Annotated in this window: 15 protein-coding genes, 1 pseudogene and 1 CRISPR repeat array; of the genes and pseudogenes, 12 read left to right on the forward strand and 4 right to left on the reverse strand. The window is 37.2% G+C overall.

Translation table 11 applies throughout. The features are described from left to right. Positions 1 to 104: 104 nt before the first annotated feature. Positions 105 to 1,202, reverse strand: coding sequence for an oligosaccharide ABC transporter ATP-binding protein MsmX (gene msmX / locus KDN24_RS05020; RefSeq protein WP_491348326.1), 1,098 nt, complete (start codon positions 1,200 to 1,202; stop codon positions 105 to 107). A 125-nt stretch (positions 1,203 to 1,327) separates the two neighbouring features. Continuing rightward, entirely contained in the window at positions 1,328 to 2,233 is a 906-nt protein-coding gene (locus KDN24_RS05025; protein ID WP_409971255.1) for a PucR family transcriptional regulator, read from the reverse strand. A 361-nt stretch (positions 2,234 to 2,594) separates the two neighbouring features. Here KDN24_RS05025 and KDN24_RS05030 point away from each other — a divergent pair, with 361 nt between their 5' ends. The 7 genes from KDN24_RS05030 (at position 2,595) to KDN24_RS05060 (ending at position 9,280) form a co-directional block, all read left to right on the forward strand. Continuing rightward, on the forward strand, positions 2,595 to 3,587 hold the full coding sequence (locus tag KDN24_RS05030; protein ID WP_409971256.1) for a LacI family DNA-binding transcriptional regulator: 993 nt from the start codon (positions 2,595 to 2,597) through the stop codon (positions 3,585 to 3,587). A 5-nt stretch (positions 3,588 to 3,592) separates the two neighbouring features. Further along, a complete protein-coding gene (rbsK, locus tag KDN24_RS05035; RefSeq protein ID WP_409971257.1) occupies positions 3,593 to 4,501 on the forward strand; it encodes a ribokinase in 909 nt (302 codons plus the stop codon). After that, the gene (rbsD, locus tag KDN24_RS05040; RefSeq protein ID WP_409971258.1) at positions 4,498 to 4,893 is read left to right on the forward strand and encodes a D-ribose pyranase; all 396 of its coding nucleotides are present in this window, start codon (positions 4,498 to 4,500) and stop codon (positions 4,891 to 4,893) included. The genes rbsK and rbsD overlap by 4 nt, the downstream gene beginning before the upstream one ends. Continuing rightward, the gene (locus KDN24_RS05045; protein WP_409971259.1) at positions 4,893 to 6,389 is read left to right on the forward strand and encodes a sugar ABC transporter ATP-binding protein; all 1,497 of its coding nucleotides are present in this window, start codon (positions 4,893 to 4,895) and stop codon (positions 6,387 to 6,389) included. The genes rbsD and KDN24_RS05045 overlap by 1 nt, the downstream gene beginning before the upstream one ends. A gap of 1 nt (position 6,390) precedes the next feature. Continuing rightward, a complete protein-coding gene (locus KDN24_RS05050; RefSeq protein ID WP_409971260.1) occupies positions 6,391 to 7,338 on the forward strand; it encodes an ABC transporter permease in 948 nt (315 codons plus the stop codon). A gap of 64 nt (positions 7,339 to 7,402) precedes the next feature. Further along, positions 7,403 to 8,347: a ribose ABC transporter substrate-binding protein RbsB gene (gene rbsB, locus KDN24_RS05055; RefSeq protein ID WP_409971261.1), complete on the forward strand. Its 945-nt coding sequence runs from the start codon at positions 7,403 to 7,405 to the stop codon at positions 8,345 to 8,347. 120 nt (positions 8,348 to 8,467) lie between these two features. After that, a complete protein-coding gene (locus tag KDN24_RS05060; RefSeq protein WP_409971262.1) occupies positions 8,468 to 9,280 on the forward strand; it encodes an SDR family oxidoreductase in 813 nt (270 codons plus the stop codon). A 126-nt stretch (positions 9,281 to 9,406) separates the two neighbouring features. Here KDN24_RS05060 and KDN24_RS05065 read toward each other — a convergent pair whose 3' ends face one another. Next, on the reverse strand, positions 9,407 to 10,180 hold the full coding sequence (locus KDN24_RS05065) for a CPBP family intramembrane glutamic endopeptidase (RefSeq protein ID WP_491348327.1): 774 nt from the start codon (positions 10,178 to 10,180) through the stop codon (positions 9,407 to 9,409). Between the two features lie 11 nt (positions 10,181 to 10,191). Further along, positions 10,192 to 10,851 carry a TetR/AcrR family transcriptional regulator gene (locus KDN24_RS05070; RefSeq protein ID WP_409971263.1) on the reverse strand — a complete coding sequence of 220 codons (660 nt, stop codon included), beginning with the start codon at positions 10,849 to 10,851 and terminating at the stop codon, positions 10,192 to 10,194. A gap of 265 nt (positions 10,852 to 11,116) precedes the next feature. On the opposite strand from KDN24_RS05070, the gene KDN24_RS05075 reads away from it, so the two are divergent. The 5 genes and pseudogenes from KDN24_RS05075 (at position 11,117) to cas8c (ending at position 20,407) form a co-directional block, all read left to right on the forward strand. After that, positions 11,117 to 11,710 carry a TetR/AcrR family transcriptional regulator gene (locus KDN24_RS05075; protein WP_409971264.1) on the forward strand — a complete coding sequence of 198 codons (594 nt, stop codon included), beginning with the start codon at positions 11,117 to 11,119 and terminating at the stop codon, positions 11,708 to 11,710. Positions 11,711 to 11,714: 4 nt separating this feature from the next. Next, positions 11,715 to 13,175 (forward strand): annotated as a pseudogene (locus KDN24_RS05080) (MDR family MFS transporter). 406 nt (positions 13,176 to 13,581) lie between these two features. Further along, a CRISPR array of direct repeats spans positions 13,582 to 14,803; the repeat unit is 32 nt; unit sequence GTCGCACTCTACTTGAGTGCGTGGATTGAAAT. 447 nt (positions 14,804 to 15,250) lie between these two features. Beyond that, positions 15,251 to 17,683: a CRISPR-associated helicase Cas3' gene (gene cas3 / locus KDN24_RS05085; protein ID WP_409971317.1), complete on the forward strand. Its 2,433-nt coding sequence runs from the start codon at positions 15,251 to 15,253 to the stop codon at positions 17,681 to 17,683. 103 nt (positions 17,684 to 17,786) lie between these two features. Continuing rightward, the gene (cas5c, locus tag KDN24_RS05090; RefSeq protein ID WP_409971265.1) at positions 17,787 to 18,500 is read left to right on the forward strand and encodes a type I-C CRISPR-associated protein Cas5c; all 714 of its coding nucleotides are present in this window, start codon (positions 17,787 to 17,789) and stop codon (positions 18,498 to 18,500) included. A gap of 5 nt (positions 18,501 to 18,505) precedes the next feature. Then, positions 18,506 to 20,407, forward strand: coding sequence for a type I-C CRISPR-associated protein Cas8c/Csd1 (gene cas8c / locus KDN24_RS05095; RefSeq protein ID WP_409971266.1), 1,902 nt, complete (start codon positions 18,506 to 18,508; stop codon positions 20,405 to 20,407). The last annotated feature ends 3 nt before the right edge of the window (positions 20,408 to 20,410 follow it).

Here is a 20,410-nt window from a genome sequence, read left to right on the forward strand (position 1 = left end):
AAGCGTATCTGTGGTCTCAAAGCGCTTCAAGACCATCATTCTATAACAAAAAAAGGATCAAGTAGATGATTATCCATCTGCTTGATCCTTTTTAATAGTATAAATTATCGAATTCTTACTTCTGTTTCGGCATCAAAGAAATGAACTTTGTTCATATTAAAAGCAAGTTCAATTGTTTGGCCGCCTTGGAAGTTAGTATCTGCATCTAAGCGGGCAACAAAGTTTTGGCCTTCAATATTCGTATAGATCATTAATTCTGCGCCTGTTAGCTCTGCAACATCAATCTTCGTCGAAATGGCAGCTCCTTTTGCGGAGGCGATAAAGCTAGAATCATTGCTCACGTCTTCAGGGCGAACACCCATAATAATTTGTTTGCCGACATAGCCTCTGTCACGTAAAACATTCATTTTCTCTTCTGGAATGGTAAGCATCGTATTGCCCACTTTAAACCCTGTATCTTCAAGACTGCCAGAAATGAAATTCATGGCAGGAGAGCCAATAAATCCACCAACAAAAACGTTTTCAGGATTATCATACACCTCTTTTGGTGTCCCAACTTGCTGAATAAATCCGTCTTTCATGACAACAATCCGTGTTGCCATTGTCATCGCTTCAGTCTGATCATGTGTTACATAAATCGTTGTCGTTTGTAATCGTTGGTGCAGCTTAATAATTTCAGAACGCATTTGTACACGCAGCTTCGCATCAAGATTTGAAAGCGGCTCGTCCATTAAAAATACTTTTGCATCACGTACGATGGCTCTTCCTAAAGCAACACGCTGGCGTTGTCCACCAGATAATGCCTTCGGTTTGCGGGATAAATATTCATCAAGACCAAGGATTTTCGCTGCATCTTGGACACGGCGGTCGATTTCAGCTTTAGAAAATTTACGCAGCTTTAAGCCAAATGCCATATTATCATAAACGCTCATATGTGGATAAAGGGCATAGTTTTGAAAAACCATCGCAATGTCACGATCCTTTGGCGGTACATCATTTACCCTTTTCCCATCAATATAAAAATCGCCCTTTGAAATCTCTTCAAGTCCGGCAATCATACGTAATGTTGTTGATTTACCACAACCAGATGGACCTACGAAAACAATAAATTCTTTATCATGAATATCAAGATTAAAATCTTCAACAGCTGTTACTTTATTATCATAGACTTTATAAATATGCTCGAGTTTTAATTCTGCCATTTTTACAGCCCCTTTTGTTTATATCGCTAACTTCATAAATATATTGTAAACAAAAGAGCGATTATCTGAATATGGGCGGGCTGCACAAATTTTTTCGCGAAAATTTAGGCGATGCTTCTATGCGGCTACTGATAATCCAGTTGTGATAACAGACATGCAAGATACACGGTTATTGAACTATGAAAATCCTTTAAGTTTATACCTGTTTTCTGTGTAAACTTATCTAAGCGGTATTGCAGTGTGTTGCGGTGAATATAAAGCTGCTTTGCTGTTAATGTTGCATTTGAGTTATTCTCCAAAAAGCTCATAACTGCCTTTAATAGTTCAGGTTCATCGGCAATCTTGGAAAGTAATTGGGACTTGAGCCATTCTTGTAAATTCTTTGGCAGCTGCTCAGTAAGCATAAAAGGAAAACACATTTCAAAATTATGAAAAGATTGAGATGGCATGAGGCGGACAGCCTGTTTAAAGAAAAACTTATCAAGCTTTAATTGTTCTGGCCACTCTTTTGATAATAGTTGAACCTTCCCACAATAAAAATAAGCCTTTATAAAAAAGTCGCTTTCAAGCATTTGACTTAAGGGAGGAAAGAGCTTTTCATTCGTCTTTGGATCTGGATTATGTTCAACAATTACCCCGTAATCTTGATTTTCCCAGAGGATAATAGAATCATCATGAAAAAAACCGTAAATGGCTTCCTCGAGGTCCATTTGTTCCCATGCCATACCTTGGAATTGAAAAAGAATAAGGCGATAGCTTGAATCATCCTCACTTAATGGAAGTTCTCCATTTAAAAAAAGAAAATCATACCACTGCTGTACTTTTGGGTTGATGGAAACAGGCAATGTTTCATAATGAAATAACGTCTTCAGCAAAGAAAGCTCCTGTATATGAACAGCATCAAACGGAATGCCAAGCCACTGGGAGCTATGATGATCTTTAAACCAATGGAAATTAGCATAAAAGTTAAAATTAGGTTTCTCATTTAATAGTAATGAATGACGGTAATAGGTTTGTAATTTTGCAAGCATAGGAAATCTCTCCGATATATTAGAAGTATCCTTACATTATTTAGTAATATATAAGTAATCGTAGTATTTTAAGGACTTTATTGTCAATGGAAGTGACAATTCCTTTCAAGTAAAATAATCTATTTGTTATGCAACAGTTTTTTTAAAAAAAGTTGTATTATAAAAAATGTTGACAGGTAGGAATTAAACGACGTATTATTTATGTAATCGATTACAATTAAAAATCGATTTTCTTATATTTCATTGTGTAACGGGTTACACAAATGAATAAATTATTTTTTTGTTTAATATGTAACGGGTTACATGTTTTATGACCCATAAGTATCAGCAGGATATTCGAGGGCTAAATAGAGGTGACCAAGTGAGTACTAGTACCATTAAAGATGTAGCAAAAGCGGCAGAAGTTTCTGTTGCGACCGTTTCAAGGGTTTTAAACAATAAGGGCTATGTGAATGAAGAAACGCGAAAACGAGTTACAGAAGCAATCGCGAAGTTAGACTATAAACCAAATGCGGTGGCAAGAAGTCTGTTTAAGAAGCAATCAAGAACAATCGCACTCATCGTACCGGACATAAAAAACCCGTTCTTTCCAGAGATTGCAAGAGCTGTAGAAGATGTGATGAATGATAAGGATTATACGTTAATTCTTTGTAACTCAGATGAAAATGAAGAAAAAGAGAAGAAGTATCTCGATATGATGAAGCAGAAATATGTTGACGGCGTCATTATCGTCACAAGTACACTGGCCCCAAAACATATTAAAGATAATGGAATTCCGATTATCGCTTTAGATAGACCCATTGAGAACAATATCCCTTCAGTGACTGTGAATAATTTTGAAGGTGCTAGACAAGCTGTGCAATATTTGAAAGCTATTGGCTGTCAAAAAATTGCTCATATCCGTGGTCCGAAAAATGTCATGAATGCTGATGAACGTTATAAGGGTTATTTAGCGGAAGTTGGAAATGATTCGTGGTTTCAGAATGATTATATTGTAGATGGAAACTATAATATGGAGCAAACTACCAAAGCAACAAAAGTATTACTAGAAAAATATCCAAACATTGATGGGATTTTTGCTGGGAATGATTATATGGCTGTCGGTGTCGTAAAAGCTGCTACACAAATGGGAAAAAGAATTCCAGAAGATCTTTCTATTATTGGTTTTGACGGCATTGAATTAGGGCGATTAACGAATCCAGAAATTACAACGATGTCTCAGCCGATCTATGAGATAGGGACGGAGGCGGCTAGACTTTTGTTAGATTTAATTGAAGGTAAAAAGGTGGACAAAATGCACCATCAATTTCATGTAACTTTAAAAGAAGGCCAATCAACGCAAGCTTTGAGGTGAGGAAGTTGTCAAGCAAGAAAATTACAGTAATCGGTAGCATTAACATGGATTTAGTTACAGCAACAAAGGTAATCCCAAAAGTCGGTGAAACAGTTCTCGGTGAATCATTCCAAACAACCCCTGGTGGTAAAGGTGCGAATCAAGCAGTTGCGGCAAGTAGGTTAGGTGCTGATGTGACGTTAATCGGTTGTATTGGTCATGATGCTTTCGGCAGAGAGCTTCCAGAGTATTTAAGGAATCAAGGCATTAAGATTGACTATATTAAACAAATAACTGATGTTTCAACAGGAATTGCAGCCATTACTCTAGCAAAAGGCGACAATAGTATTATTGTCGTTCAAGGCGCTAATTCCTACGTTACTCCAGAAATGGTTGAAGAGCATGAGTTTGTGATAGCCAATAGCGATATCCTCCTTCTTCAGCTAGAAATACCAATAGAAAGTGTAGAAATGGCAGTTAAAATTGCAAAAAGAAATAATGTGAGGGTCATATTAAATCCGGCCCCCATTCAGCCTCTTCCAAAGACACTATTGCAAGAGGTTGATTATGTAACTCCGAATGAACATGAACAAGAAATTTTACTATTTTCAAATGATTGGTCTGAGGAAGAAAGAAAAGAATTATTAAAGAAGTGTATCGTGACGAAGGGCTCAAAGGGAGTGACCTTTTTTCAAAATGGTGAAACGGAGATTCCGTGTTTCACAGTAGATGTTGTCGATACGACTGGTGCAGGAGATACCTTTAATGGTGCATTTGCCTTTTCACTATGCAATGGTGCAAAGCTTGAAGAAGCTTGCCAGTTCGCTAATGCAGCAGGCGCCTTGTCGGTGACGAAGCTGGGTGCTCAAAGTGGAATGCCAACATTGGACGAAGTGAATGAACTTCTTACACAACAGAAAGGACGAATCATTTGAAAAAACATGGGATCTTAAACAGTCATATTTCAGAGGTTCTGTCTAAGCTCGGTCATACGGATATGATTGTCATTGCGGATTGTGGGCTGCCGATTCCTGATGAAACCATTCGTATCGACCTTGCCTTGAAAATAGGGAGTCCAAGTTTTATGGAAACACTTCAAACGGTACTTGAAGATATGGCTGTTGAAAAAATTACGATTGCCAATGAAATAACGAAACATAATTCAGAACTTGAGAAAAAAGTAGCTGACCTTTTTACTAATACTCCAATTCATTATTGCAGTCATGAAGAATTAAAGGAACAAACAAAGCGTGCGAAAGCGGTGATTCGCACAGGTGAAGCAACTCCATATGCAAACATTATTTTACATGCAGGAGTGATTTTCTAATGAGCGTACAAGCTGTAATCGAAATGAAAGGGATAAGCAAGTCTTTCTCTAATAATAAAGTGTTGGAGAATGTTGAGTTTAACATTTTACCTGGGGAAGTTCATGCGTTAATGGGGGAAAATGGAGCAGGAAAATCAACGCTTATGAAAATCTTAACGGGCATATATGAACGTGATGCTGGGACCATTGTAGTAAAAGGACAGGAAGTTCATTTTAAAAATGCGAAGAAAGCTGAAGATGCAGGGATTGCTGTCATCCATCAAGAGCTAAATATCATTCCGAATTTAACCGTTGCGGAAAATATGTTTCTTGGAAAAGAACTCTCTATTAGTCCAATTGGAATAACGAAAGATAAAGAGATGAAACAAAAAACGAAGGAATATTTAAATCGTCTCGGTATTGATATCGATCCTTCCATTGAAGCGGGACAGTTATCGGTCGGGCAGCAGCAGATGATCGAGATTGCCAGAGCAGTCGCTGCTAAAACCGAAGTTTTGATAATGGATGAACCGACTGCAGCTTTAACTGATCGGGAAATTGAAGCTTTATTTAAAGTAATTGCATCTTTAAAGACACAGGGAGTCGGTATTGTTTACATTTCCCATCGGATGGAAGAAATTTTTCAAATTTGTGATCGAATTTCTGTCCTTCGAGATGGAGAATTTATCGGAGTAAAAGCAATCAAAGATACATCCTTTGATGAAATTGTGAAGATGATGGTCGGCCGCCAGCTCGGTGAGCGCTTTCCAGATCGGGATAATGAAATTGGTGAAGAGCGATTTAAAGTCGAAAATCTCACAAGTAAAGATAAATTCTCGGATATTAGCTTTTCTGTCAGGCAGGGAGAAATATTAGGAATTGCTGGATTAATGGGCGCGGGTAGATCCGAAATAATGGAAGCAATTTTTGGATATCGTTCCTTAAGCAACGGGAAAATGTGGATTGATGGGGACGAGGTTACAATCAAATCCCCGTATGATGCGATAAAACGAGGGATTGGATTTATTACAGAAGATCGTAAAAGCAAAGGATTAGTTCTTCCTTTGTCGGTTAGGGAAAATTTTTCACTTACAAATCTTCTTAAAATATCTAAAAACAGTATGATCTCGATGAAAAAAGAACAAAGCTTCGTCAATGACATGATTCAAAAGCTCCATGTTAAAACGTCAAGTAGTGAGTTAGCAGTCAGATCCCTTAGTGGTGGGAATCAACAGAAAATAGTGATTGGAAAATGGCTTGGCATTGAGCCGAAGATTCTTATTTTAGATGAACCAACACGCGGAGTAGATGTAGGAGCGAAGAAGGAAATTTATCAAATTATGAATGAACTTACAAAGCAAGGGGTTTCAATCATCATGGTTTCATCGGAGCTTCCTGAAATATTAGGAATGAGTGATCGAATTGCCGTCATTCATGAAGGCCGATTGACAGCCATACTCGATAAATCCGAGGCAGATCAAGAAAAAATTATGCAAGCAGCAACAGGGGGGAATTAATATGAAATCTACAAGCTTGTTTTCAAAACAGCTTCAAAAAGTAGGACCGCTTATCGGTTTAATTATCCTAACTGTTATTTTAGCCATTATTAGTCCTAGTTTTTTAAAATTAGACAACATCTTTAACGTCTTACGCCAAGTATCCATTAATGCATTAATTGCGTTTGGGATGACTTTTATCATTTTGACGGGAGGAATTGATCTCTCTGTCGGTTCAATGCTTGCTCTTTCGTCAGCCTTAACAGCAGGCCTCTTAGCAAGTGGAATGGATCCAATACTAGCGATACTTCTTGGATTACTGGCAGGTACAGCGATGGGAGCCCTTAATGGATTTATTATTACAAAAGGAAAAGTAGCTCCGTTTATTGCCACACTGGCAACAATGACCATCTTCAGAGGTTTGACTTTAGTTTATACCGATGGTCGTCCAATTACTGGTCTAGCGAAAGAGTCTACTCTAGTTGAAATGATGGGACGTGGTTATGTCGGATGGATTCCAGTTCCTGTAATTTGGATGCTTGCTAGTTATTTTATTCTATATTTCATTTTGAAAAAGACAACTTTTGGTCGTAAAGTTTATGCCATTGGTGGAAATGAAGAAGCTTCGATTTTATCAGGCATCCGTGCTGATCGAATAAAGCTTTTAGTATATTCCCTTACAGGTACATTATCGGCTTTGGCTGGAATCATTCTTGCTTCACGTTTAAATTCTGCACAGCCAACAGCGGGAACCGCCTATGAATTAGATGCGATTGCCGCAGTCGTCCTCGGCGGAACAAGTCTTTCAGGAGGAAGGGGCTGGATTTTCGGAACATTAGTAGGGGCGCTTATTATTGGGGTATTAAATAATGGGATGAATTTAATGAATGTAAGCTCCTTTTATCAACAAGTTGTTAAAGGGGGTGTTATTTTACTCGCCGTATTGCTAGATAGAAGAAAAACCGCTTAATGATTGCAAATAGGAAATTGTTTCGTCCATACGTTAAATTAAATTTGAATGAGGAGGATGTATCATGAAAAAGCTATTCAACGGATTTTTAATCATGACAATCATGATGGTGATTTTAGCAGGGTGTTCAACGAAAGCACCAGGCACTGATAAAGATAATGCAACTGAAGGAAATAATGCAGCTAAAGGTGAAAAAGTAAAGATTGGTCTTTCTATTTCAACTTTGAATAATCCATTCTTTGTTTCATTAAAAGATGGTGCTGAGGCTGAGGCGAAAGCACAAGGTGCTGAACTAGTCATAATTGACGCACAAAATGATTCTGCTAAGCAAGTAAGTGACATCGAAGATTTAATACAAAAAGGCATCAGTGCTTTAATCGTAAATCCGACTGATTCTGCAGCTGTCGTATCTGCTATTGAATCAGCCAATAGTGCTGGTATTCCAGTAATTACTGTTGACCGTAGTGCTGAAGGTGGAGATGTAGCCGCACATATCGCTTCTGATAACGCAGCAGGAGGGAAAATGGCTGGAGACTTCATTCTTGAGAAATTAGGAAATAAAGGGAAGGTTGTTGAACTAGAAGGAATTCCAGGTTCTTCAGCTGCACGTGAGCGGGGAGAAGGCTTCCATAAAGCAGTCGATGCTGTGGCAGATATAAATGTTGTGGCAAAACAAGCGGCAGACTTTGACCGTGCTAAAGGTTTATCGGTTATGGAAAATATTTTACAAGCAAATAAAGACGTTCAAGCAGTATTTGCACATAATGATGAAATGGCACTAGGTGCACTTGAAGCCATCCAATCAGCAGGCTTAAAAGATGTCATTGTTGTCGGTTTTGATGCAACTGATGATGCAGTAAATGCAGTAAAAGAAGGAAAAATGGCTGCTACCGTTGCCCAAAAACCTACGGAAATTGGTAAACAAGGTGTAGCGACAGCTGTGAAGGTTGTTAATGGGGAAACAGTTGATGAATTTATTCCAATTGAGCTTGAGTTAGTAACGAAATAGGATTGAACATAAATGGGAGTTGCCATGTTTGAATGGCAACTCTTTTCCTTTTTATTTTGTCTTGTTTCGTTTTGGAGTTACCTTTACAATAATAGGTAATATATGTAAGGTGTTGATAATGTGCAAAAGGATCATCTGGTTTTATCGTTAAAAGGCAAAAATATTTTAATTACAGGGGTAAGCAGACCGAAGGGGATTGGAGCGGCGATTACAAAAATATTAGCTGAAGCGGGTGCAAATGTTGTAACACACGGCTTTTCAAGCTATGATGCAGACTTACAATATCCTGATGCAACCGCTAGTTTTGCCAATAATTTAGCAAATGAGCTGACTGCAAAAGGCTTATCTGTAACAGCATTAAACCCATCTGACCTTTCTCTACAACATACTCCAGAACAAGTGATGGCTCAAGCAGGGGAGAAATTAGGTTATTTAGACGGTCTTGTCTTAAATCATGCTTACTCTGTTTGTGTACCGATCGGAGAGTGGACAGCAGAGCATATTGATCATCATATGAATATTAACGTCAGAGCTGCCATGCTATTGATTCAAGCTTTCGCCAAACAAATACCAGCGAATAAAAACGGTGCGATCACCATGTTTACGAGCGGGCAATATTTAGGACCGATGACAAGAGAAATAGCCTATGCAGTTTCAAAAGAAGCGATTATCGGTTTATGCAAGCAAGTTGCCATAGCTCTCGCACCTCAAAAAATTCGGGTGAATTGTGTGAATCCAGGTGCAACCGATACAGGATATTGTGAAGGGGAGCTCTATCAGAAAGTTGCGAGCATGTTTCCCTCAGGAAGATGGGGGACTTCAGAAGATGCGGCGAAATTAGTTCACTTTTTACATAGTGATTATGCCAACTGGATTACTGGTGAAGTGATTGCAAGTGAAGGTGGATTTAGAAGAGATATCATCATAGATTAAATGATTAATGGAAGAATATCCTGCTTAATAATGGATCTACATACGATCATTTAAAGTCGAACTTTATTAAGCAGGTGTAGATATTTGAGCATTATTTATATGAATTTATGAAATTGACGTCCTTTTTTATCCGTGAAGCATGTGTTGCTCTTTATTCGTATTCTTCTTTCGATAAAACTCAAACACTATAAATACGAAAAGAGCAAACAATAGAGTCAATATAGCTGACATGACATTCGTATCCGGAATATATACGTCCCAGAATGAATTAATGAAGGCATGGAAGATTATACAAAGAAATATACTTTGTGTGGCCGTGTAAATGACTGTAAGTAGAAAAGATAGAGCTAAGGCACTTATCGTGAACCAGAGAAAATTCATGCTCACTTGGTTTGAACCTAATACAAACCATAATGGCAAATGCCACACTGCCCAAATGAATCCGACAATAAGTGTGCTTGTAAATCTTGACCATTTCTTCTGCAATGTAGGCTGTAAATACCCTCGCCAGCCAATTTCCTCTACGCCTCCTCCTATTATCATTATTGGAAATAATATCAAGGCAAGATATAGAGGATTTTCCATATGTGCTCCGCCCCAAAGCGTTGGTAAAAAGCAGGCTGCAAAGGCTAATCCAATTGTAAATAGATACCATGTGAATGGGTGCTTTGGATTTTTTGCATTCTGAATAAATGCTTTAAAATCTTCAGTTGAACTGTATTTCTTTTTTAACAAAATTTCACTTATAGCAGGGGTAACTCCACCTAGAATAAATAAGATCATGGACAAAGGAGTTCCAAACTTCAATAGGCTTAATTGTGTTAATATTGCTAAACCTCCCCATATTATCCAAGAAGAGATGAAGGTGTATCGTAAAAATCTACTTATTTCTTTTCCCATATGGAACCTCCTTATTTAGAAGCTAACAATAACAATACAGATTTGCACAATGTATTCATTAATCGAATTTCATCAAATTGAACTTGTCCTTCCTTGAACATTCCATAACATTTCTGTAAAACAACATCTTTAACAATGCCATCAATTGATGTCATGATAAATGTTAATAAATCTTCCGGAGAGACTTTAGGTTTAAACCTTCCAATTGAAATCCCTTCATTAATTTCGCTAAACAGCTTCTCCACTAAATATTGTCCGCTTTCATTTTCTCTAATGTTCGACAAGATTTTTTCTTGTCTTTCAGGATTGTTTGCAAATAAAATTGTGAGTTCAAATTGTATTTTCCCAACTGTCGATAAGTTGTTTTTTATGTATTCTCCGAGAAAGGCAAACAGTTTTTCGATAGACTCTCTAGGAGAATGACTATTTTCAATAATCGCATCGACATCTTGCTTATAATCAGCATTAGCATTGGACTGATTAATGAGTGCTACAAGGATTTCATCCAGATCTGAATAATAGAGATAAATTCCTCCTTGACTCACGCCTGAAGCTTTAATAATATCTCTCATCGTTATTTCATGGAGCGGCTTAACTTTACATACTGATATCGCGGCCTCTAAAATAGCTTTTTTCTTTTTTAGAACGTATTCATCATTTACTTTTGGCATTGCAACCTCCTTATACATTAAAAATGACCCATGTGTCATTTTTAAATGTATTCTAATTTAATGACATTGTCAATATAAAAATGACACTATTGTCATTTTTTATACTTTCTTACAAGGCGACGAGCATTATTGTCTCTTTTCAAATAGAGCAATGTTCAGTTTCTACAGATAAATTAAACGCTTTTAGAAACATTTGACTTACTTGCTAATGAATAGTATTTTTATATAGACCGTTCGTTATAATTTATTGATGGAGTGAGATTATATGCCAAGATCAACTGATACGAGATTAAAAATATTATCAACGGCTTCAAAGCTGTTTCAAATTCAAGGCTATCATGGAACTGGAATCCAGCAAATCATAAAAGAATCTGGTTGTCCGAAAGGTTCACTTTATTATTATTTTCCGGAAGGAAAGGAACAACTAGCTGAAGAAGCCATTAATCGCCTTTTAGAATTGGCTTTTATCGAATTAGAACGATTTTTTCCACCTTCTGAACATATTATTGATTCCCTTGAACATTATTTTTCGATCCTAACAAATTTTGATTTTGACTTTGACCATGAAGGATTTCCGCTTGCATTAATGGCTTTGGAAACTTCTCATATGAGTGAAAGATTGCGCCTTGCTTGTCAAGAAGCTTACGAGGCAATCTTACAATTTTGGGAGAGGAAATTCATAGAATCAGGTTGGCCTCAAAAAGAAGCAGAAGAAATCTCATTTATTATGTTCACAATGATGGAGGGGAGCAGTATATTTGCCATTACGAATAAGTCCAATGAACCGTTGAAGAAAATAAGCGAAAGCTTTATGAAAATAGTTAGATCCAAGCAAAGGGAGTTGACGGATATTGAGTAATAGTATGAAAAAAGAAAAATATGAATATTTAGTGGATGATCCAAATGTGAAAGTTTTACCCATTATGTTGTCTTTAATAATTGGCGCTTTTTTTGCAACATTAAATGAAACACTGTTAAACATTGCCCTTACTACACTCATGAAAGAATTTAGCATTCAATTAACGACAGTCCAGTGGATGACAACGGGCTTTCTATTAGTGATGGGCATTGTCATTCCGATTTCTGCCTTATTGCTGCAACGGTTTACAACTAGACAGATGTTTTTAAGTACGATGCTTGCATTTACGCTCGGAACGATTATTTGTGCATTAGCACCGAATTTTTATATCCTTTTGGCTGGACGTTTTTTACAGGCTGTAGGAACAGGGCTGTTAACCCCGATCATTTATAATGTGTTCTTATTAATATTTCCAGAACGTCGGGGAGCAATAATGGGAACAGTTGGATTGGTTTTTATGTTTGCCCCTGCCCTCGGCCCTACGTTATCCGGGCGTTATTGTTGACTATTTAGGTTGGCGTTACTTATTTATTATGGTCATTCCATTTGCATTGTTTTCTATTTTGTTTGCCTATAAATATTTAGTCAATGTTTCAGAGACGACAAAACCAAAAATTGATTATGTATCGGTCGTCTTATCGAGTGTTGGTTTTGGTGGAATCGTTTATGGGTTTAGCTCGGCAGGTGCTGCGGAGGCTGGATTTATGGCCACATCGGTTTATGACTCTATTCTAGTAGGTGTCATTGCTATTGTACTCTTTGCCGTTAGACAGTTCAGGCTGGAAGAACCGATGCTTAATTTAAGAGTGTTTCAATTTCCTATGTTTAGCCTAGGTGCCATAATCTACGTCATTATTATTATGGCCATGCTATCTTCAGAAGTACTCTTACCTATGTATATGCAAGGACCTTTAGCTATTACAGCAGCAACAGCAGGACTTATATTATTGCCGGGAAGTATTTTAAATGGGGTCATGTCACCGATTATGGGTTATCTGTTTGACAAGCTTGGACCTCGTAAACTACTAATCCCAGCCACACTTATATTAAGTGGCACAATGTTCATATTAAGTCGAGTTAGTTTAGAAACACCGATTTGGCTGCTTGTTGTTTGCTATATATTATTAATGCTTACAATTTCAGCTATCATGATGCCCGTGCAAACGAATAGTTTAAATGAGCTACCGAAGAAATTCTATGCACATGGAACAGCCATTTTAACGACTTTAAATCCAGAGCAGGTGCAATTGGGGTATCCGTATTTACTGGAATCTTAACAGCCCGACAAACTAGTTTAATAGAAAAGGCCACTGATTCCACAGCCCCAAAAGTAATTCATGAAGCTTTTGTAGGTGGCATGGAACTTGTTTAACTTCTAGCATTAGGCATGGCTTTACTTGCTTTTGTTATTTCACTTTTCGTATATCGGGCATTGCCGAAAGAAGCTGCGGCTGAGGAGAAGTGATTTATAGAAAGACATGACTTTTTTTGAAGGAAAGTGAGAAGCATATGCGAATAACTATCTAGATGCATTAAATATTTATTCTTTATTTTGATGGTGTATAGTAATGCATTTAATGCTTGCTAACTTCTTAATATGTGACATAATCGAAGTAAAGAAAGAGGAGATTTTCAAAGGAAATCTATAATAATTTAGCTAAAGAGAGTAACAATCAAATCATTATTAAGTTAAAATGATATTAGTGCGAATGTGAAGCGAACATGAATTTCGTGGAGCATTCGCACCAAAAATTATCATTTTATTTATAAACTTCCCTATTTAATATACTTATTTCTTTAATTTATAAAGAGAATAGCGATTATTTTGAGTGAGATTTGACATTTTTAAGTGAAATCTATCAAAAATCGCTGTCGCACTCTACTTGAGTGCGTGGATTGAAATAGTTTTTTACTGTCCCTATCCATCGAAAAAGATTTGTCGCACTCTACTTGAGTGCGTGGATTGAAATATTTTATACTTTAATGAATGGTTAAGGGTCTATAGTCGCACTCTACTTGAGTGCGTGGATTGAAATGACCATCCGAAAGAAGGAGTGAAAAAGAAGTTATGTCGCACTCTACTTGAGTGCGTGGATTGAAATATCCGAATAAGGTCGTACTGGCTCCATTAGTAAACGTCGCACTCTACTTGAGTGCGTGGATTGAAATATCGATCTTCTTTACATACATATTTTTGTTTGGGTCGCACTCTACTTGAGTGCGTGGATTGAAATATTTAAATGGAATCCACGATATGATGCGTCAGGATGTCGCACTCTACTTGAGTGCGTGGATTGAAATTCAAACGCTTGGGATTTTGCTTCTGTCCCAAATAGTCGCACTCTACTTGAGTGCGTGGATTGAAATCACGATATGGTACAAATGATGGAACGCCTAACAAGTCGCACTCTACTTGAGTGCGTGGATTGAAATAGAATGCGGCAGCTCGTCACCTTGAACATGAAAGTCGCACTCTACTTGAGTGCGTGGATTGAAATTTTAACATTTGTAGTCTCACTAAAAATCTCACGAGTCGCACTCTACTTGAGTGCGTGGATTGAAATAATAACTCCTCCAAAGCTTAATATAACATTTTCAGTCGCACTCTACTTGAGTGCGTGGATTGAAATAATTTATCTAAATCATCTGTTTCGTTATTTCCTCGTCGCACTCTACTTGAGTGCGTGGATTGAATTAAATATGTATTTGGTGGAGACGGAGGGAGTCGATGTCGCACTCTACTTGAGTGCGTGGATTGAAATGATAATTCGGTTACCCTTTGTGCCCACCAACAAGTGTCGCACTCTACTTGAGTGCGTGGATTGAAATAAAAAAATCACGTGCCATTGTTAGTGGTTTTAAAGTCGTACTCTACTTGAGTGCATGGATTGAAATGTGAATGTCGTAATTGTGGCTTAAAGAAAAGAATGTCACACTCTACTTGAGAGTGTGGATTGAAATTATCAAAGTAAGGATAGAACGGCAAGAACTTTTGGTCACACTCTACTTGAGTGTGTGGATTGAAATACGTTTTTCAAATCGAGTCTGACCGCTTCCAACGGTCGCACTCCACTTGAGTGCGTGGATTGAAATAGTTAGGAGCAAATTGGAGCAATCAGAACAGGTGTCGCACTTGCGGGTTTAAATAACTCGTATTGTAACAAGTGAAGTTCGTTTTAGCGTCGCACTCTATATGCGTACGTGTATTGAAATATGATAAAAACAGCTTGCTAGATTAGCAAATTAATGTCATACTTTTCATGATTACATGGATTAAACCGATTCTTGCCAACCTATCAAACTTTGAAAGACGGACACTTTAAATTAAGACAAAACATTCATAAACTTTAGTTCTCATCTATAGATGAAGATTTTTTACTCAAAAAAAAGAAACAGTAAATTTACTATCAAATTGTTACAAAGTTGTTGAATATCTATTAAATCTGGAGATTCTTAAGTTCCTTATGGAACCATAGAATCTCTTTTTTGTTATAATTTAGTAAATATTCAACGGTATTTTATACTTTTTGGAGGTATTTGATAATGTATATAGCTCATATTCGTGAAAAGGATAAACAAATTCAAACGGTTGAAACTCATTTATTAGAAGTAAAGGAGATCGCAGAAGGTTTTGGTGAAAAAATTGGTGTGAAGCATATTGCTGGACTTGCTGGTATGCTGCATGACATGGGGAAGTACACAAAGGAGTTTCGGGATTACATAAAGTCAGCTGTTTTTAATCCAGAAACGGCACCTGCCCGTGGTACAGTCGATCATTCCACTGCTGGTGGAAAGCTACTCTATGACTTATACCATACAGAAAAAATAAAAGAAATTCCGGCTAGGTTAGCAGAAATCGTTGGCAATTCCATCATATCTCATCACTCCTATTTAAAAGACTTCTTTAATGAGAACTTGGAATCTCCATATTTGAAAAGAGTGCAGAAAACGGACTTACCAGAGTTTTCCCATACTAAAGAAATGTTTTTTCAATCAGTAATGAGTGAAAAGAATTTTGCCAATTATGTTGAAAAGGCGGTTGCTGAGTTAAAGGTCTTTCTTGAAAAAGACCAAACGAAACCAACTGAGCAAAAATGTATGTTTTTAACAAAATTTATTTTCAGCACATTGATTGATGCAGATCGAACAAATACAAGATTGTTTGAAGAAAATAAGTCGTATCACTCTCCAGAAAACCACAAGCAAATATTCGAATCTTATTATGAAAAATTAATGAGGAAAGTAACTTCTTTTCAACAGCATGAAAATGCAAATACACCAATCAATGTATTACGCAGTAAAATGTCCGAGCAGTGCGATGCATTTGCGGAAAAGCCATCAGGTATTTATACACTATCCATACCTACGGGCGGTGGAAAAACATTAGCAAGTTTGCGATATGCGTTGAAACATGCTCAATTATATAATAAGAAACATATTATTTATGTTGTTCCTTTTACAACGATTATTGAACAGAATGCAGAAGAAGTTAGGAGGATTTTAGAAGACGATGGAAATATATTAGAGCACCATTCTAACGTCATTATGGATATGGATGAAACTGATGAAGATGAAAATCATGATGGCATTATGAGTACAAAGGAGAAGTTGAAACTAGCGAAGGATAATTGGAATTCACCGGTTATTTTTACAACGATGGTACAATTTTTAGATACGTTCTATGCGAAAGGAAGCCGAAATATTCGTCGGCTTCATAATTTGAGTGAAGCAGTTATAATATTTGACGAAGTACAGAAGGTGCCAACTTCGTGTGTGTCCTTATTTAATAATGCACTTAATTTTCTAAAAACATATGGAAACAGCAGCATAGTGCTTTGTACGGCAACACAGCCAGCACTTGATTTTGTTGAGTATAAATTAGATATTGCCCCAGAAGCAGAGATGATTCTGAATCTTGATGATGTCATTACAGCATTTAAACGTGTAGAAATGATAGATATGGCCACTAGGCGTACATTTAATAATGAGAAATTAGCTGAGTTTGTGGAAAAGCGGCTGGAAACTAGCAAAAGTATACTAATCATATTAAATACAAAAGCGGTTGTAAAAGATTTATATGAAAAACTAAATGATAAATTGGAAGGTATCCCAATTTATCATTTGAGTACAGCAATGTGTGCAGCACACCGTAAGCAAAATTTAGGGACAATACGGGAGCATTTAGATAAGCAGGAACAGGTCATTTGCATAAGCACCCAGTTAATTGAAGCTGGGGTGGATGTTAGTTTTTCCTGTGTCATTCGTTCAATTACAGGATTAGATTCTATTGCTCAAGCGGCTGGACGCTGTAATCGCCATGGGGAAATGGGCATTCAAAAAGTTTATATCATCGCTCATGAACAAGAGAACTTGAATCAATTACAAGAAATTCTGAAGGGCAAGGAAATTACGAAAAAGATATTAAAAGATATACAGTTACATCCTGGCAGTCACGGAGGACAATTACTTTCACAAAAGGCAATGACGAGGTATTTTCAGGAGTTTTATGATGAGCTTTCTCCTAATCTACATTATTATGTGAAAAAAATTGATAAGAATTTGACAGACTTATTAATGCAAAAGCGAACAAAAAACATCTATTGTCAAGCATACAAGCATCAATATAAAAGAGAACTAGCGTTATTTCTCGTTAATAGTTATGGAACAGCAGCACAATACTTTCAAGTAATCGATCAATTGACAACTTCTGTGATTGTTCCATTTGAAGAAGGTAAAGAAATAATCGCAGATTTAAATGGAAACCAGACAATTGAAGATCTAGGGAATCTACTCAGAAAAGCTCAGCAGTACACAATAAACTTATATAAACATGAAATGGATAAGTTAGTGGAAAACGATGGGATCGAAACAGTATGTGATAATCAAATATATGTTTTGAAAGACGGAGCTTATAATAACGTTTATGGAGTAGACGTGGAGAATGAAAGCGGATTCGGAGTAGAAATATACTAATATATGAATATTTTGTATATTAACTCCTAAATATGTTGAAACTGGAATCTGGAAAAGCTAGGATATAAGTATATGTAATAGTAAAAAAGTAGGAGGTGACTTTATGCGAAATTCAATAGAGTTTGAAGTTTATGCACCTTATGCCTTGTTTACAGATCCGCTCACAAAGATGGGCGGAGAGAAGATGACGTACAATGTACCTACATACCAAGCGTTGAAAGGAATTGTGGAGAGCATTTATTGGAAACCAACGATTATGTTTATCATTGATGAACTCCGAATTATGAATCAGATTAAGATGGAATCAAAGGGAGTTCGTCCGATTGAGTATGGTGGCGGTAATACATTAGCGAATTATACATATTTAAAGGATGTTCGCTATCAAGTAAAGGCTCATTTTATCTTTAACCCACACCGACCTGATATGGCATTTGATCGCAACGAACATAAGCATCACAACATCCTGAAGCGCTCATTGCAAGCAGGAGGCAGGCGGGATATTTTCCTCGGTGCCCGAGAATGTCAAGGATATGTAGAACCATGTGCATTTGGTTCAGATGAAGGGTATTACGACCATTTAGAAGAAATGCATCTTGGCACAATGGTACATGGGATTAATTATCCGGATGAGACAGGACATAATCAAATGGAAGTACGTTTATGGAACCCGGTAATGGAAAAAGGTATTATCCGCTTTATAAGACCAGATGAATGCACAAATGTTCGTGTCCTGCAAGAAATGGAACCGAAAACATTTGACAGTTCCAATATAGAAACAGTGGATATGCTTTGGCAGCAATTAGAAGATGGGAGGTGAAAACGATGAGCTGGTTGCTTAACTTGTACGAAACATATGAAGCAAATATTGACCAAGTTGGAATTATTGATCAAAAGCCCAATGGACAAAAATATACATTGCTACCAGTATCACATACAACTCAAACAGCACATATTGAGGTCAGGGTGACGCCGGGTGGTGATTTCCACTCAGCTGAGGTAATTACGGATAAAAATAATGCCGTAACGCTTATTCCAGCTACAGAAAAGTCAGCAAGCCGTGCTGGAAAGGTAGTAGCGCCATACCCTTTACATGACAAACTCATCTATGTCGCCGGAGATTTCACGAAATATGGAGGTCAAATCAAAACAGATGAACATCCCTTTTCCTCCTATATTCGTCAGCTGAAGAAATGGGCGGAATCTTCTTATGCGACTGATAAAGTAAAGAGTATCTACATTTACTTACAAAAAGGACAATTGATAAAAGATTTGGTAAACGAGAAAATATTGTGGCTTGATTCCAATGAACAGTTGCTCGAAACTTGGAATAAAAAAGAGGAAAAACCACCAATTTTTTCAACTGTTACAGGTGGACAGGAGAGTGCTTTTATACGTTTTACCGTCCGTGATGCTGAAGAATTAGTGGATAAAGTATGGGAAGATCTCGATATGTATCAGTCATTTATCCAGTTTTACAATGAAATGCTCGGTAATGAGGATGTTTGCTATGTAACGGGGAAATTACTACCGAGTACAGAAAGACATGCTAATAAAATAAGAAATGCTGGTGATAAAGCGAAGCTGATTTCTGCTAATGATACGAGCGGCTTTACTTTTCGTGGACGTTTTAAAGAATCTGCACAAGTAGCAAACATCAGCTATGAAGTGTCACAAAAGGCACATAATGCGCTGAAATGGCTAATTAATAAGCAGGCAAAAATTGTTGACGGTAGAGTGTTCCTCGTTTGGGGCAATGATTTAAAAGAAATTCCAGACATCGCAGAAGATAGTTCGATTTTTACTCAGGACGAGACGGCAGATGAAACTGAGGGGAAGAGTGGAACTGAGAACACCCTTAAATATTATGCAGAACAAATTTCAAAAGCCATTGCAGGGTATAAGGCAGATTTAAAGGCAGGAGAAAAGGTACAAATTTTAGTGCTAGATTCTGCAACGACTGGAAGAATGGCAGTGTTATATTATCGTAGTTTAGATAAAGCTTTTTATCTAGATAAGTTGAAAGAATGGCATACAGGCTGTGTTTGGCTACATCGTTATCGTAAAGATCAAAATGGAAAAACAAAAATGTTTTTTGGGGCTCCAGCACCTCGTGACATTGCTTTCGCAGCATATGGGCCAAATGCAAGTGAGAAGATTATTAAGGGCCTAATGGAGCGAATCATTCCGTGTATTGTTGATGGTCAGAAAATTCCGTTAGATATTGTGAGAAGTTCTTTTCATCGTGCTTCAAATCCAGTAGGAATGGATAATTGGGAATGGGAGAAGACGTTAAGTATAGCTTGTGCATTAATTAATAAAAAGGAGGAGGGATACACAGTGACATTAGATCAGGGAACGAATGATCGTGATTACTTGTTTGGTAGATTGCTTGCGATTGCAGATGTTTTGGAACGGAATGCCTTGGGAGATGATAAACGTGCAACGAACGCAAGAAGATATATGAACTCTTTCGCCCAGCATCCAGCTAGAACATGGTCAACAATTCAGTCAGCACTACAGCCATATCAAGCTCGTTTAGGAGAGAATGTCTGGTATTATAATAAGCTTTTGGACGAAGTTGGCTCAAGAATTGAGATAGATAACTTTAATAATAAGCCACTTTCAGGAAGGTATTTGTTAGGTTTTTATAGCCAGCGACATGATTTATATCAGAAAAAGGATAAAAAGGGAAGTACGGAAGTAACACAAAATGAGGAGGAATAATAA

Origin of the sequence: Cytobacillus sp. Bva_UNVM-123, from assembly GCF_046351715.2 — a bacterium.
GTDB lineage: Bacteria > Bacillota > Bacilli > Bacillales > Cytobacillaceae > Cytobacillus.